Genomic DNA, 15,262 nt, shown 5'->3' on the forward strand with positions numbered 1-15,262 from the left:
CCTCAATTACTCACATCTCTATCAGGTTTCTGTAAAGTCCCTCTTCCTTGATGAGGGACTCATGGGTCCCTCTCTGCGCGACCTTGCCGCCGTCGAGGACGACGATCTCGTCACAGTCCCTTATGGTGCTCAGCCTGTGGGCAATGATGACGGTGGTGCAGCCTCTTCTTCTCAGGTTGCCGTCAATGGCGAGCTCCGTGAGGGGGTCCAGTGCGCTTGTAGCCTCGTCAAGGACTATGATGCGGGGGTTCGTGACGAGAGCCCGCGCGATCTCCAGTCTCTGGCGCTGCCCGCCGCTGAAGTTTCTCCCCCCTTCCTCGACGAGGCTTTCATACCCGGACTCCCTCTCGTTGATGTCGTCGTGGATGGAGGCGTCCTTTGCCGCCAGTACGATGTCGGTTTCCTCTACGGCGGTCTCCCAGAGTGTCAGATTCTCCCTGATGGTGCCCTCGAAGAGCATGATGGTCTGATCCACCTGCGAGAGGCTGCTCTTCAGGATACCTGCCGGGACCTCTGCGAGAGGCTTGCCGTCAAAGAGCACCTCTCCCTGCCAGGGGGCGTAGAGGCCGCAGAGTATCTTTGAGACCGTCGATTTCCCGCTGCCTGACGGGCCTATGATGGCAACCCTCGAGCCGGGAGAGAGGGAAAGGCTGAAGCCCTGGAGGAGGGGCGGGTCAAAAGGGCCGTATCCGAAGGTAATGTCCCTCAGCTCGACAGTCCCTTCAAGTTTTCCGGCCCTGGCCGCGCCATCACCGTTGGTCTTACCGGGCACTTCCCCTTCATCGCTCTCCCGGCGGCCCGGCAGAGCGCCTTTCACTTTGTAGCGGAACACGTCATCAATCCTGCTTATGGTGCCCTCAATCTCCTGGATGCTCGCGCCGAGGTTCACCAGGTTATTGATGGGAGTCACGAAGAGGGCCATAAGGCTCTGGTATGCCACAAGGGACCCTATGGTCATCTTGCCGTTCATCACCATGAGGCTTCCCAGAATCAGTATGATGACGTTTCCCAGCGATGAGAGTGACGCAGGCAGGATGGAGAGCGCAGATGTCAGGAAATTGAGCTCCTGCTCGCCGTTTATCACCCTTGTGAAAATCCCGGCCCACCGGGAGAAGAAATCCGACTCAGTGCCGCTCGCCTTGAGGGTCTCTATGTAGCGGAGCCCGGAGATTGACGTTCCGACGAGCTTGCCACGGTCGTTGAGAAGCCTCAGGTTCCCATGGACCCTTCTGTCTGAGACATATTTAAGGGCCACGAAATTGAGGGCCGTGAGAAAGAGGCAGATGGCCGTGAGGCGCGCGCTGTAGAGAAAGAGGATGACAAGGTAGAAGAGGGCAAGAAACACATTCAGGATCGTGACGGAGAGCTGGTTGGAAAGGAGCTGGGCTATCCTGTCGTTGAGGGAGACCCTCGAGACGATGTCGCCGGCGAAGCGTTGCTCGAAAAACTCTACAGGAAGCCTGAGGAGGCGCCAGAGGTACTTGCCGGACTCGCTGACCGAGAGGTGCGTTTCCAGCCTCAGCAGGCAGAACCTCTGCAGCCACGTGAGGAATCCCCGGAGCACTGCGATGATGAGCATTGCCGTTACCAGGGGAAAAAGCATGGTCTCGACGCCGCCTGAAAAGATACCATCTATGAATATCTTGGTGAAGAGAGGGACTGCCATGCCGGGCAGCACCAGGGCAAGTCCCGCGAGGAGGGCGAAGAAAAGGGCTTTCCGCGAGCCCCCCACCCTTGTGTTCAGGCTGTCGATAATGGTCCTTCTGCTCCCCTCTCTCCTGAAGTCCGGCCCCGGCTTGAAGGTGAGCACCACGCCGGTGAATGAGTCGCTGAATTCCTGAGGGGACACCTTTCTCGGTCCGAAGGCGGGATCGTTGATATAAAACCACTCCCTGCTGAAGCCTTCGACAACCACGAAGTGATTGAAATTCCAGAAGACGATGAGAGGAAATTCCTGCCCGCAGAGCTCGTCAATATCGAGACTTAAAGCCTCGGTGACAAGACCATACTCCCGTGCGGTCTTCACTATGTTGAGGGCTTTGCTCCCGTTGCGCGTCACGCCGCATTCTATTCTCAGCTTTTCAAGAGGCACATTTCTGCCGTAGAAGGAGAGCACGATGCCCAGCGCCGCCGCCCCGCATTCAAGGGCTTCCATCTGGAGCACTGTCGGTGTCTTTACTCTCCGGGAGCGTTTTTTTTCAGCGTTCATGCACTAAAACCTGACTGGAAGCATGAGGGAGAGCGGCGTCACCGTTTTCAAGATAACGGTGGCGGAGCAGGGAGTGACATTGCTGATCTTGATGGCGGGCCCCCTGCCTGACGACCACTTGTAGCCGCTCACGGTGGAGGCATCCCTGGTGGGGATGGCGCGGATTCCGATCTTCGGGGTTCCTTTCAGGCAGATCTCTGCCAGGGTCTCATTATGGACTTTCCTCATCACCTCGGCCCTGGTGACAGGAAACTCCGTGATGCCGGCGACCTTCCCGTAAATGAAGCCGAAGTCCTGCCTGTTCACCGTCGAGGGGGATATCAGAATGTCCATGCCGGGCGTTACAAGCTTTCCGTTCTCCATTGAAATGAAAATGACGGCATCTATTTCTGAAGTTTCGGCCTGAACGGTCCCGAAGGTTTCTTCCTGCCTTATGAAGTTACCCTCGTCAAAAGGGAGCGATACGAGAATTCCCGTCATGGGGCTTTTGATTTCGAAGGCATCGCCGCCGGAGGAATCGGTCCTTCGCACCCTTGCGAGCACCTGGTCCCTTGTAACCCGATCTCCCTGCTTCACCGGCAGGCATTCTATGGTTCCTGCCAGGCCGGCGATGATTCCTTTCATTTCCCCCATGCCCAGCAGCATTCCCTCTCCGCTTATGGTGATGGGAATTCTTCCAAAAATCAGCCACAGGATCGCGAAGAGTATAAGGACCCCTGAGGCGGCGAGGGCAAGCCACCCCCTGGAGCTTACAATGGTGACGCACTGGTCGAGCTGCTCCGGCGAGGTGAGCTTCTGTAAGGCCTCTTTCCTGTATATCTCCCTCATAAAAAGATAGTTCTATGGAAATCTCTTTTTCCTTCCTTGTTGAACCTTCCAGCTTCACTACTTAAAAGCATGGCAATCTGCTATTCGCAAACTCAGAATTCCCATAACGAAAGCATCTTCCGTCTATGCGGGCTGATTTGCAGTGAGTCGGACGAGAGGACGGGCCTGCTAAAACAGGTCCTTCGCCTCCACAATTTCAATGTCTCCGGTGGTAAGGCCTGGATCATATTTCAGCACCTGCTCATCTACCTTCCGTTCATCTTCAGGGAGCGCGCTCTTATACACGGGGCGTGCGTCGATTTTTCCCAGCAGCCGGCCTTTGAGGGTCTCCGGGTCGTCGGTGACAAATACCATCTTTACCTTCCGGTCGGCAAGCCTTCTTCCAAGGGCCGAAGATACCTCGCCGGCGGTTATCTTCTTCATCCTCTCCCCGATGGAGGCTATGAAATACGGAATATGATAAAAATCGGAATCCATTGAAAATCCAAGTTTCTGGAAGGGGTCATAGTCCCAGAGCTTTGAGTTGTAGGTCACGAAATCCCTCATTATCCTGAAATCCTTCTCAGAGAGGCCCTTTTCGGCCATCTGATTGAATTGATAGAGCGCATATCTGGCGGCGAAACAGGCATTCTCATTGCTGAGGCTTCTGAGCCATATGGAGAAGTACTGCCGCAAGCGGGGGATCCTTACGCCGGGCATCTTGTCCTGGCCGCCTTCCCTGAATTTTTCAAGGTAGGAATAATCGCCGTAGTTGAAGCCGCGGACCTTGCGAAGCTCGCGGCTGAGCAGGCAGTTGAGATAGCGGTGCTGCCCGAAGTGCGCATTGGTAATCATGAGCGGATAGAAATCATCATCGGCGCGGGTGAAGTCAACGGGGAATCCCAGGGCTACGTCACAGGCGTCGCCATCTTTCCTGATGATCAGCACCCTGTTTCTTTCGATGGGCTCCGGGGTACCTATGGCTTTCATTTCAGGCTTTCCCGGCGGAAGCGCGTCGAGATCGCTCATCACCTGCTTTTTTATCATGCCGCATTCACGGCCGGCTACGCCTAGCTCGTAATTCTCCTTTGTATAGCGCGAGGCGAAAAAAGAGGTCACCTCCCGGACGGTGAGAGCCGCGAGAGATTTCTCCGTGCCTGAATCGGGTGTCCCATAGGGGTGGCCTCTGTAGATGAAGCGCTCCAGAGCCGCCTGGGCCAGGCTTTCACCATGCCTGGAGATATGGTCGCGGTGGTTCGCGGCCTGGGCCAGGGCACGCTGAAGCGAGTCTGCGTTTATACGGGGCGAGGTAATTCCTGCAATAAAAACAGGATAGACCTCATTGAACTTTTCCCTGTGGGCTTTGAAGAAAAAAGTGGTGATCTCTTTGTCAGCCTGCGCGGAGAATGATGCTCCCGATGCCGGCGCCTTTTCGTTGATCGCCCTGTCTATCTGTTCCTCAATCAATCGGGTGGTGACATAATTCAGGCCCTCTTTCCCTTCGGGATCATTGACGGCTCCGGTGCGGAACGAGAGCACGACATACACGACCTCCGAGCCCGGGAGTGCCAGCGTGGTAATGCCGGTATTCTTCTCCTTATCAAGCTCAATGGCATTTGTCGGTAAGGTGAGAGCGAGAATAAAGACCAGCACGATGCAGAATCTACTCATGAGCATCCTTCCCTTCGGTGAGCGTCACCACGATCCGGTTCTTTTCCGCAAAGTATTTCTCCGCGGCGGCCTTGATTTCTGAAGGCTTCACCCTGAAGTAGTTGTCATAATAGAGATGAGCCGCCCGGGTATTTCCTGAAAGAAAGTACGGTCTCGCGTACGTAAAGGCGATCCTGTTCAGTGAATCAAGGTTCGTGAGGGTTTCGAAGCGCCTTTTCTCTTTTATCTGCCGCAGTTTTTCCGGATCGCAGGGATTTTTTCTGACGGAGTCAACCTCCTGGAAGAAGATCTCCTTTGCCTTCTCTATATCCTTTTTATCTTTCAGCTTCATAATGGTGGTAAACAGGCCCGGGTCGCGGGTAGAGCAGCTGCCCGGGAAATCGACAGTGGTCGCGATCTTCTCCTCGTACACCAGGCGCTTGTAAAGGGGGGAGCTTTCCGAGAAGGAGAGCTCCTGGATGAGGTCAATGGCAGGGATCTCGATATTCTGAGGATCATAGCCGGGAATATGGTAGGAGATCGAGAGATACGGAGAGGTCTTTCCGGGATAGAGGATGTCTGCCCTTCTTTCGGCGCCCTGGGGCGGCTCAGGGGGAACCTCGGGAAGATCTTTGCCACACTTGAGCGACCCGTAATTCTGCCTTATTATCTCTCTCACTTTCTTCTCATCGATATCTCCCGCCACCACGAGCCGGCAGTGATTCGGCTTATAATAGTCACGGTAAAACTTCATCACCCTTTCGCGGTTTTCGGGCATTTTCTTCAGGGTATCAAGATGCTCCGGCATATCCCTGTATGGGTGGATGGTATAGGCGATCTGATAGAGCTTGCTGTCAAGCATGCTCAGGGGCATACGGTAATGCCCCAGGTACTCCCCCAGCACCGCTCCTGTCTCCGCTCTGTATTGATCGTCAGGTATCACGAGGCTGCTGAGCTTGTCCGTCATTATCTCGGTAAGCCTCCTGAAGGCCTCCCGGGGAAATATCCTGTAATAACAGGTATAGTCACTGGCGGTATAACCCTGTGAATAGACGCCATACTGTGCATAGTATTCATCAACTTTCTCGACCGGATAGTGCTCCGAGTCGCGAAACATCAGGTGCTCCATCAGGTGGGTGTACTCGATCTCCTCAGGCTTCTTTTCAGAGCGCATCCCCACATCGAAGGCCAGGAAGTCCATCATCACCCCGTCATCTCCGCACTTTATGAGCACGACTTCCATACCGTTATCGAGCCTGTAGGACTCCACCGGGAAAGAGAACAGTTCGGCATAAGCGGGAGCAGTGACAAGCAAGCAGATCAAAAATAGCAGGCCCCCATGGAGAAATTTCCTCATAGTACCTCCTTTCACTGAACTCAATAGTGTCCCCCATTAAGGGAATCAGGTATTCTTAAGATTCCTTGAACGCCATGCCTTGTTCAAGAGCCCGCTCACCCTGGATGACAGGAACCTGGGGCCCGGCCTCCGCAGCAAATTATACAACAAATCTCTGAAAAAGTCCAAATTTTCAAGCCCATCAGGTCATGCCCCTTCACCCGTGGACAATGCCGAAGACCCTCACCGGGGGAAAATATGCCCGTGCCGTAGAATGATTACAGGATGCTTGCAACCATGCTTCACGGAGAAAGTGCATACCATGAATGTCATATTCCTGTCACCCCATTTTCCGCGGCAATTCCACAATTTCTGCGCAGCCCTGAAACGGAGAGGGGTCACCGTGCTCGGTATCGGCGACACCCCGTGGGAGGCCCTTGAGCACCCTGTCCGCGCATCGCTGACCGAGTATTACCACGTGCAGAACATGGAGGATTACGAGCAGCTTTACCGGGCAGTGGCCCTGGTCATTCACCGCTACGGCAGGGTGAGCAGAATCGAGTCGCTCAACGAGCACTGGCTTGTATCCGAGGCTCGCCTCCGGACCGATTTCAACATCGAGGGGATACAGCTCGACACCATTGATGACATAAAGCTCAAGTCACGGATGAAGACAAAGTACCGCAAGGGCGGGGTTCACGTGGTTGACGGGAGGAGAGTGGCCGATCTCAGGGAAGCTCTCTCATTCGCGAATGAAACGGGATTCCCCCTTGTGGCGAAGCCCGATAACGGGGTGGGAGCGGCATATACGTACAAGGTCTCGTCCCCCGGGGAGATCGAGCAGGTCTTTCACGAGCATCCCCATATACCGTATTTCCTGGAAGTCTTCGTGGACGGCGATATCTACAGCTTCGACGGCCTCACGGACCAGGAGGGCGTCCCTGTCTTTTATACCTCCCATACCTTCAGCTCGGGCATCATGGAAATCGTGCTGGAGGATCGCCATGTCTACTACTATTCGCTCCGGGAGATCCCCAAGGACCTGGTTGACGCAGGTCTAAAGACCCTTAAAGCCTTCGACGTGCGCGGCAAGTTCTTTCACCTTGAGTTTTTCAGAACCCATAAAGAGGGGAAGCTCGTGGGGCTCGAGGTCAACATACGGCCTCCCGGGGGATTCACCACCGATATGTTCAACTATGCCAACGATATTGATGTCTACCAGGAATGGGCGAATATGATCGCCTTCAACGAGTTCCGCTCGCCGTACTCACGGAAATACCACTGCTGCTATATCGGCAGGAAGATGCAGAAAGGATACGCCCACTCTCATGAAGCCATGAGGGAGAGGTGGGGCGGCTGCCTGCTGGCGGAAGGGGAGATGCCCCCCGTCTTTGCCCGGGCCATGGGAGATTACTATTACCTGGCCAGGGCCAGTGAGCGGGAAACCATCCTGGAGCTGGCCGGCTATGCCCTCGAGCTGGGATAAGGGGCCCTTTACTCGTCGAATCACTTGAAGAGGCAAAAGTTCACGACTTTGCCGTCCCTGGACATGACGAACGTAATGCCCCGGTTATTGTAGCGAAGTATCTTGCCTGAGCCTCTTGGCGGAGAGATTGTTTTCGCCATATTCGGAGACTGCCGACCAGACTCTTTTGAGAGTGAGCCTGTCGGTGCGTTTGGGAAGCTCAGGGCTTTACCCTCTCTTCTGAGTCGAAGCACTATCCTTCCCTGGGCTTCAAAGGCACCGTAAAGAGCATCCATCCCTCGCCGTCAACAATCGAGAACAGATTATTGCCGGCCTTTGCCTCCCATTTGCCATGCTCTTCATTAATACTGTCCACATTTACAAATTTCTTCGCCATGATTTAACATTTCTGAAATGGTTTCTGGAGAATTCTCATGCTATAATTCTAAAGGAGTTTTATTGGGAGCAGGGGGGGTTACCAGGCATACATTGAGACACAAAGTGAGGAAAAGGACATGGACAGTATCTCATCACGCCGGACAATGGGAGACATCAGCGAATACGCGGCTTCTGGCATGGCAAAGCATACAGGCGACGACGACAGCCCTGCAGTAAGATATGATGGCGTTGAGCTTTCAGAAACCGCCTCAGCACTAAAGGACAAGAAGATATGCATCGATCCCGGCCATGGCGGCGGCGATTCCGGCGCCGTGGGACCAACCAAGTTCACTGAAAAAGAAGCAAATCTTGATATAGCTCTGAACCTGAGGCGATACCTCGAAAGCAAGGGTGCCAGGGTCATAATGACAAGAGACACTGACACATCCCTGACATCTTCGGTTTCCGGGGTAAAAGAGCTTGGCGCCCGCGTCAAAGTAGCCAATGAGAGCAAAGCGGATGTCTTTGTCTCAATCCACAACAATGCCTCTGATAATTCCGCAACCGGCGGCACTGAAACCTATTATTATGCAAAGGGAAGCGCCGCATCAAAGCTTCTTGCGAGGACCGTCTTTGACCACCAGGTGGAAAAACTGGGGCTGCACCCCCGTGGCACTTTCCCTGCAAAATTCTATGTCATCAAGTACACTGACATGCCCGCTGTGCTCTCCGAATCGGCCTTTGTGAGCAATGCCGAAGAAGAGGCGAAGCTCAAGGATCCCGCATTCCGGCATACCGTCGCAGAGGCCATCGGTGATGGCATAGAGGAATATTTCGTAAAGATGCAGGGAGGCAGTATTGATTCCAGCAAACCCAATCTGCCCGATGACGGGAAATGGGACCCTCTTCCCTGCGAGAAATACCTCACTGTGGCTCAGAAAAGCACCTCATATTCTTCAGAGCTATGAAAAATGGACGAATCTACAAGGGTACCTGGTCTCAGCATGTGACGCGCAAGGTGCTTGCCCAGCACGACCAGTGGGCGCACGGAAGGGGCGGCCAGCGCCTCCACCTTTGCGGAGCCAACCTTGACGGGATGCGGGCCACTGGGACCAGGATGATCGACGCCCGCTTTGAGACATGCAGCCTTGTGGACGCACAGATCTCTGCTTCGATCCTGAGCGACATCGAGATGGAGGATTGCGTCCTCACCCGGGCTGCCTTCTCCCGGTCGGACATGGATCGGGCCATCCTCTACGGGTGCCGCTTCACCCAGGCCGACCTCCGCCTGGCCCGCCTGCGGATGGCTGACATTGTCGGATCCGATTTCAGCAGTGCCCTCCTCGATCGCGCCGATCTCACCGACGCCATCCTCAAGGAGTCGATCATGCGGGGTGCGCTGATCTATGACACCACCTTCGACCGTGCCTATGTAGGGTACTGCGACTTCTGCGATGCCGATCTCTCGGCCCAGGACGCCGTCCACCTCTGCACTGCAGAGGGAACGTGGTTCTTCCGCTGCGACTTCCGCGGCTCCAACTGGGAGGGCCGCCATCTCCGCAACACCCGCTTCACCTCGTGCCGCTTCCACGGGGTGCGGGGAAAGCCGGTCATCGACGGGGAGTATGCCATGGAGCGCCCGAACTTCGCCGCTGACAACGATGGTGAGGACATCAGATCCGGGGAGGAGATGTTCCGGCTGTGGGGGGCGCCCCCGTAATAGACCGGATTTGTACCATCTCCCGGCCAAAGGCTGATCATACCATATGAGGAGGCACTGCATGATGACTTCAGCTAAAATACTCTTTACAGCCTTAGTGCTCATCCTGATGGCTGTCATCCTGCCATTATCAGGATCGCACTCTGCCTTCGCAGAGAAGCTCCCACCTCCTGGAGAGCTTGTGCGGTACAAGCTGATTGGAGCCTATGCAAAACCTCAGATTGATTCCTTATTCAAACCAGGCGCTCTTGAAAATATGCTCTCAAAGGGCGATGGTAATGTCAAGACGCCTGGCTCTGCAGAGAATGCAGTCAAAGCCTACCTTGTGGAGTACAGCACTGCCAACACAGACGGCAAAACAGTTGCCGTATCGGGACTGCTGCTGGTGCCCGACCCCTCATCAGGGCAATTCCCTGTTTTATCATACCAGCACGGCACAATTTTTGAAAGAAGAAAGGCGCCTTCATATCTCAACTCCTGCAGCGAATCAATACTCATGCTTCACACCTTTGCCGCCCATGGGTACGTGGTCTCGATGCCGGATTACATTGGCCTGGGCCGCTCGCCCCTCATGCATCCCTATCTTGTCGCCGGATCGGAAGCTTCATCAAGCCTGGACATGCTGAAAGCATCAAAGCAGCTCTGTGCAAAACTGGGTGTTGCTCTGAATGGCACACTGTTTCTTGCGGGGTATTCACAGGGTGGGCATTCCACCATGGCGCTTCAGAGGCTTCTCGAGACAGAGCATCGGCCTGACCTGCCTGTAACCGCTTCGGCACCTATGGCAGGACCATACAACCTCTATATGCTCTGGAGCACGTGGATCGGCAGGCCCTGCTATCTCTCTTCCGCGGTAATGGCAAAAGGGGTGCTCGCCTATAACAACGCCTATAATCTTAAACTGCCAATGGGAGAAATATTCCGCCCGCCCTATGACGGTACTGTTGCGACACTTCTTGATGGAAACCACCGTGAGGAAGAGATCATCGGCATACTGCCCCGCAATCCTGCCGCACTGTTCACCAGGAGCTTCCTGAAAAGGATGAATACGGGGAATCACCCATTTTACACTACAATGAAGGCCAACAACACATATGAATGGTATCCTGAGGCTCCCACCACCCTCTACCACGGCATGAAAGACGATGTAGTACCTTACAAGGCTTCTGAAATCGCCTATTATTTCATGAAACGGGGCAGCGACAAAGTGAGGATATGCAATCTGGGCGATTACAACCATATGACTGCCTTCATCCCGGCTCTGTTCACCGCAAAGGGATGGTTTGACAGCTATAGATAATTACATGTGATAGAGATACAATGTCAGGAATCAGCCGGAGATTTTCATCGCACCAGGCTCTTATAATTTTTTCTTGATTCACCAATCGCATCGGCAGCGAGCATGGCATTGAGGACTTTTTCAGGAGTCATCGTGCCCGCCTCGTGATGGATGGCTTCCGTGGGAGCGCAGGCCTTTTCAGCAGCCTTCATCAGTTTATCCCGGCTGGTATTTTGCAGGCCGATATCGGCAAGGGTAGTAGGCAGGCCGATTTCCTCACAGAAGGAGAACACTTCTGCCGATTCCCGACGAGAGGCATCGGTGAGTTGAAGACCCGCCAGGAGGCCGAAGGCGACTTTTTCACCATGGTAAAACGAATGGGTTTCTTCCAGGGCGGTGAGCCCGTTGTGAATGGAATGAGCTGCCGCCAGTCCGGAGCTTTCAAAACCGATTCCGCTCAACAGTATGTTCGCCTCTACAATGTGGTTCAGGGCCGGCGTGACGATATGCTTTTCGCTGGCGACTTTAGCCGCTGCACCGTACATCAGCAGGGTATCATAACAGAGCCTGGCGAGATTGAGCCCTGCCATTGTACTATATCCGCCGCACTCGTTCAGCGATTTTGTGCGATCGCACGATCTGGCTTCGAACCATGTGGCCAGCGCATCGCCTATACCGGAGATCAGGAATCGAGCGGGAGCATCGGCAATGACAGACGTATCAACCAGCACTATCTGCGGGTTCATTTTTTGATAGGAGACTGAGTGGAAGAGCCCTTTCTCCGAGTAGATGACCGCACAGCCGCTGCATGGCGCATCGGTCGAGGCAATGGTGGGAACGATGATCACAGGAATCCCGAGACGATCCGCAGCGATTTTTGCCGTATCTATCGTCTTCCCACCACCCATTCCGACAAGAACGTCTATATTTTTGCCGGTCATACTGCTGGAAAGACGCTTTAATTCATTTTCACAGCACTCCCCCTGAAACGGCTCGATACCAATCGAGTGTTCAGTCAAACCATTCAGGTATCTGGGAAGGACTTTGTCTTTCACCGTACCGGATGCCAGGATTAACCCTTTTTTACCTAACAAACTGACCCAATCGGGTAATTGGTCGAGAACTCCCTCACCCTGAATATATTTTCCTGGAAAAACTGCTTTCAAGACCATATTCATATCCTCCAGGGAAAAGATTCATTTGTCTTGGCACCTATAATAACCACGGCACACTGGACCATATAAGCTAATGCCTCACGTATATTCTCGCTTGTGCCCGTGGGAAACCTCTTTGTCCCTCTGCATGGGCTTGTAAAGAAAAGCCAGATTCTGATTTCTTCAGCATTATTCATCAAGTGGTATGAACAACGGGCCTTTGAAAGCTTTCATGATATATTCAACGGGAAGCCCGTTTTCGAGCAGTTTGACCATATTTACCATGTACCTGGAGATATGGCGGTAGTATTTTTTCAATCCTCTGCAGAGGTAATTCAAACCCTCTTCCTCATCAAAGGTTTTTAAAAAGCGATGTCTCGGGCATTGCCCCCTGCAGACATAAATGAAACTGCATTCCCGGCATTCGAGGGGGAGGAGTTTTTCCTTGGCAGCGCCGAAATCCATCTGTTCTTTTTTGTTGAGGAGCTGTGCCGGGCTGTCATTCAGAATATTTCCGAGACGGTATTCAGGATAGACATAATGATCGCAGGAATATATGTCGCCGTTGTGCTCAATTACCATGCACTGCCCGCATTGCGCCCCATACATGCAGTTGGAAGCGGGGATTCCATACCAGGCGGCTAGGATCCATTCAAAATTCATGACAAAAATCTTAGCCACGTCATTTCTGACCCATTCATCAAAGACGCTCCCTAAAAAATCTCCAAATGCCTCGGATTCTACACTCCAGGGTGTTACTGACAGTACAGGCTCATTTTTGCCGATATGGGGAGGCATGGCAAGGCCCTGTTCCATGGCTTTGCAGTCCCTTGCTCTCTCAACTACGGGAATGAACTGAACGAATTCCACTCCTTCGTTTTTCAAGAAATGGTAAACATCAAGAGGATGCCGGGAGCTTTCGCGGTTGACGCAGGCGAGGACATTATACTGAACTCCATGGTTCTGAAGCAGTTTCAGCCCGTTCATCACTTTATCAAAAGTGGAGTCTCCTCCCCTGTCGCGCCGGTATAAATCATGGAGTTCCCGTGGCCCGTCAAGACTGATTCCCACCAGGAAATTGTTCTCGGCAAGAAAACTGCCCCATGGGTCATCCAGCAGAGTTCCGTTGGTCTGGATCGAGTTGGTTATCTGTTTTGCGCCTGTAGTATACTTTTTCTGCAGCTGGAGTGCTTTCCTGTAGAAATCAATACCCATCAATGCCGGCTCGCCGCCCTGCCAGATAAACTGGATCTCGGGTCCCGGGCTTGCATCGATGAATTTTTTTACAAAAGCCTCAAGCACCTCAGAAGACATGCGGAATTTTGAATCATCTGGGAAGAGGGCTTCCTTTTCAGTATAAAAACAGTATTCACACCGGAGGTTGCAGGAAGGACCGCCCGGTTTCGCCATAAGCTGAAAACTCCGGGGCTTTGCCGGCGATAATGACGGATTGTCTTCCCTTTTTTCATGAACCTTGCTGTTTTTGTCCTGCATTACTCAACATTTCCTTTTTCATGATGCATCGGAATCCAGCGCCACAGATGCCGGTATCGGGGCTGTCTTATTGTGAATACTGAAAAGGGGACTTGACGCCCCCTTTTCTCACGTATGGCGGTAAAATGCCCTTTGTATTATTTGAACAGTGTGTTAGACCGGTACTTCTTATAAGTTTCCAGGTGGGTAAGCTTGGCACCATTGAAGATTCCTAGATAGGGAGTCTTCCTGACAAAATAACTGTGGCTTTCCTTAGGATCGAGAAAAAGGTTGTACATACGGGCATAAGTGTAGGTCAGGGTTTCGCCCGAGAAACCGCCCGGACTGCTGACATCGGTCATCACATCCTGCTCTGCAGCTTCCATTGCTTTGAATTCCGCGATTCTTGTTCCCGAGAAGGTATCCTGAAGCCAGTAATATACCACTCTTCTGTTGGAAGTTCCATTGTCTGAGAGCAGGAAAGAGGTCTGGTCTATGCCGTCGATGAAACGATCCCTGGGCAGTTTTGATTTTGCTCCTGCCAGGCTTATGGAAGTGTTGTAAATATCGGAAAGATCAAACAGCCCGTCGGAAATCCTTCCGGGTTCAATCATGCCTTTCCAGTAGACGATGCATGGCACCCGCATTCCGCCTTCCCAGGTGGTGCCTTTTGAGCCGCGGAACGGTGTGTACCCGCAATCGGGCCATGTTTCCATTTCAGGCCCGTTGTCGGAGGCGATGATGATAAGGGTATTCTCAAGCTGCCCTGTTTCTTTGAGGGTATCAACAATGCGGCCCAGATTGGCGTCCAGTTCAATCATCACATCTTTGTACGGATACTTGCTTGGTGATTTACCAAGAAACTTCTCGTTGGGATAATTGTCGAAGTGGGCTCCCCTTGTGCCGTGATAAAGTAAAAACGGCTTGTCGCTCTTCGCCATCTTCTTGATGAAGTTTACCGAATAATCGGTCCACTTTTCGTCAAGAGTTGAACAGACGGGGATTGTCACTTCAGCGATATCTTCAATCTTGCCTCCCTTTTTGGCATGCACCCAGTGCCTGTCAAAGGGGAAACTCTTGATCATGGCTGTGCGCTCGGGGCTGTAAACCACCTCAGGGAAGAAATGAGGGTCTCTCCACTCGGTGTACATATCAGATACGCTGAGGAACCCGTAGAAATCATCGAAGCCGACGTTCTAAGGCTGAGAAGCTGCATTTTCCCCGACATGCCACTTGCCCACCGCCTGAGTCACATAACCGCTGTCACCGAGCACTTTGGCGACGGTGACTTCATTGCCCAGTCCGCCTGTTTCTCCGTACATCGGCGGACGAAGAATTCCGTGGCGCATGGGGAGGCGTCCTGTCAGAATTGTCGCTCTTGTGGGCGATGATGACGGCTGTGCATATGCCGAGGTAAGCATAAGCCCCTGGGATGCCATACGATCCATGTTCGGCGTGGGAGCGCCGACTGCAGCACCTCCGCCGTAACACCCCAGATCGCCCCATCCCACATCATCCATCAGATAAATAAGAATGTTGGGCTTCTTGATGGTTTTTTTGCAGAGTGCGTCCAATTTGGCTTTTGCCTCGGCTTCCTGCTGGGGATGAGCTATTACCGGCTCCATATTGTCAGCCGGTTTTACGGTAGGTCTTGCCATGCCGTCTTCATAAGCCTGCCCCCATGACACGCCGCAGGTAAGCATCAATCCGGCGGCTCCGGTCAGAAATGATTGAAATACTTTTGATGCAATCTGTTTCATCGACATGTTCTGTAATCACTCCTTTTCTATT

General features: G+C 53.1%; 11 protein-coding genes and 1 pseudogene. 4 read left to right on the plus strand and 8 right to left on the minus strand.

Annotated elements, in window-relative coordinates; genetic code table 11:
• Positions 1 to 10 precede the first annotated feature (10 nt).
• From RDV48_05585 to RDV48_05600, 4 genes are all read right to left on the minus strand, one after another.
• Positions 11 to 2,209, minus strand: coding sequence for an NHLP family bacteriocin export ABC transporter peptidase/permease/ATPase subunit (locus tag RDV48_05585; protein ID MDQ7822249.1), 2,199 nt, complete (start codon positions 2,207 to 2,209; stop codon positions 11 to 13).
• Between the two features lie 3 nt (positions 2,210 to 2,212).
• Positions 2,213 to 3,037 carry a hypothetical protein gene (locus tag RDV48_05590; protein MDQ7822250.1) on the minus strand — a complete coding sequence of 275 codons (825 nt, stop codon included), beginning with the start codon at positions 3,035 to 3,037 and terminating at the stop codon, positions 2,213 to 2,215.
• Positions 3,038 to 3,205: 168 nt separating this feature from the next.
• Complete coding sequence (locus tag RDV48_05595; protein ID MDQ7822251.1) at positions 3,206 to 4,687, minus strand: insulinase family protein; 1,482 nt, start codon at positions 4,685 to 4,687, stop codon at positions 3,206 to 3,208.
• Complete coding sequence (locus RDV48_05600) at positions 4,680 to 6,023, minus strand: pitrilysin family protein (protein ID MDQ7822252.1); 1,344 nt, start codon at positions 6,021 to 6,023, stop codon at positions 4,680 to 4,682. The genes RDV48_05595 and RDV48_05600 overlap by 8 nt, the downstream gene beginning before the upstream one ends.
• A gap of 301 nt (positions 6,024 to 6,324) precedes the next feature.
• Here RDV48_05600 and RDV48_05605 point away from each other — a divergent pair, with 301 nt between their 5' ends.
• Positions 6,325 to 7,488 (plus strand): carboxylate--amine ligase, encoded by a 1,164-nt coding sequence (locus tag RDV48_05605; protein MDQ7822253.1) that lies wholly within the window; start codon positions 6,325 to 6,327, stop codon positions 7,486 to 7,488.
• Between the two features lie 232 nt (positions 7,489 to 7,720).
• Here RDV48_05605 and RDV48_05610 read toward each other — a convergent pair whose 3' ends face one another.
• Complete coding sequence (locus tag RDV48_05610) at positions 7,721 to 7,864, minus strand: hypothetical protein (GenBank protein ID MDQ7822254.1); 144 nt, start codon at positions 7,862 to 7,864, stop codon at positions 7,721 to 7,723.
• 118 nt (positions 7,865 to 7,982) lie between these two features.
• Between RDV48_05610 and RDV48_05615 the strand changes: the two genes are divergently transcribed.
• From RDV48_05615 to RDV48_05625, 3 genes are all read left to right on the plus strand, one after another.
• Positions 7,983 to 8,813: an N-acetylmuramoyl-L-alanine amidase gene (locus RDV48_05615; GenBank protein ID MDQ7822255.1), complete on the plus strand. Its 831-nt coding sequence runs from the start codon at positions 7,983 to 7,985 to the stop codon at positions 8,811 to 8,813.
• 38 nt (positions 8,814 to 8,851) lie between these two features.
• Positions 8,852 to 9,565, plus strand: a complete 714-nt coding sequence (locus tag RDV48_05620) for a pentapeptide repeat-containing protein (protein MDQ7822256.1) — start codon at positions 8,852 to 8,854, stop codon at positions 9,563 to 9,565.
• Between the two features lie 61 nt (positions 9,566 to 9,626).
• A complete protein-coding gene (locus RDV48_05625; protein ID MDQ7822257.1) occupies positions 9,627 to 10,865 on the plus strand; it encodes a lipase family protein in 1,239 nt (412 codons plus the stop codon).
• A 44-nt stretch (positions 10,866 to 10,909) separates the two neighbouring features.
• Here the strand turns inward: RDV48_05625 and RDV48_05630 are convergent, their stop codons facing one another.
• The 3 genes and pseudogenes from RDV48_05630 to RDV48_05640 all read right to left on the minus strand — a co-directional run bounded on the left by RDV48_05630 (position 10,910) and on the right by RDV48_05640 (position 15,237).
• Positions 10,910 to 12,016 (minus strand): glycerol dehydrogenase, encoded by a 1,107-nt coding sequence (locus tag RDV48_05630; GenBank protein ID MDQ7822258.1) that lies wholly within the window; start codon positions 12,014 to 12,016, stop codon positions 10,910 to 10,912.
• A 171-nt stretch (positions 12,017 to 12,187) separates the two neighbouring features.
• The gene (locus RDV48_05635) at positions 12,188 to 13,492 is read right to left on the minus strand and encodes an anaerobic sulfatase maturase (GenBank protein MDQ7822259.1); all 1,305 of its coding nucleotides are present in this window, start codon (positions 13,490 to 13,492) and stop codon (positions 12,188 to 12,190) included.
• Positions 13,493 to 13,629: 137 nt separating this feature from the next.
• A pseudogene (locus RDV48_05640) lies at positions 13,630 to 15,237 on the minus strand (arylsulfatase).
• Positions 15,238 to 15,262: the final 25 nt, after the last annotated feature.

The organism is Candidatus Eremiobacterota bacterium, from assembly GCA_031082125.1.
In the GTDB taxonomy this organism is placed as follows: Bacteria; Vulcanimicrobiota; CADAWZ01; order CADAWZ01; family Ess09-12; genus Ess09-12.

Coding starts and splice junctions, on each gene's coding strand:
- RDV48_05605 (MDQ7822253.1), top strand. CDS start 6,325: ATGAATGTCATATTCCTGTCACCCCATTTTCCGCGGCAATTCCACAAT.
- RDV48_05630 (MDQ7822258.1), bottom strand. CDS start 12,016: ATGGTCTTGAAAGCAGTTTTTCCAGGAAAATATATTCAGGGTGAGGGA.
- RDV48_05595 (MDQ7822251.1), bottom strand. CDS start 4,687: ATGAGTAGATTCTGCATCGTGCTGGTCTTTATTCTCGCTCTCACCTTA.
- RDV48_05600 (MDQ7822252.1), bottom strand. CDS start 6,023: ATGAGGAAATTTCTCCATGGGGGCCTGCTATTTTTGATCTGCTTGCTT.
- RDV48_05585 (MDQ7822249.1), bottom strand. CDS start 2,209: ATGAACGCTGAAAAAAAACGCTCCCGGAGAGTAAAGACACCGACAGTG.
- RDV48_05590 (MDQ7822250.1), bottom strand. CDS start 3,037: ATGAGGGAGATATACAGGAAAGAGGCCTTACAGAAGCTCACCTCGCCG.
- RDV48_05625 (MDQ7822257.1), top strand. CDS start 9,627: ATGATGACTTCAGCTAAAATACTCTTTACAGCCTTAGTGCTCATCCTG.
- RDV48_05610 (MDQ7822254.1), bottom strand. CDS start 7,864: ATGGCGAAGAAATTTGTAAATGTGGACAGTATTAATGAAGAGCATGGC.
- RDV48_05635 (MDQ7822259.1), bottom strand. CDS start 13,492: ATGCAGGACAAAAACAGCAAGGTTCATGAAAAAAGGGAAGACAATCCG.
- RDV48_05615 (MDQ7822255.1), top strand. CDS start 7,983: ATGGACAGTATCTCATCACGCCGGACAATGGGAGACATCAGCGAATAC.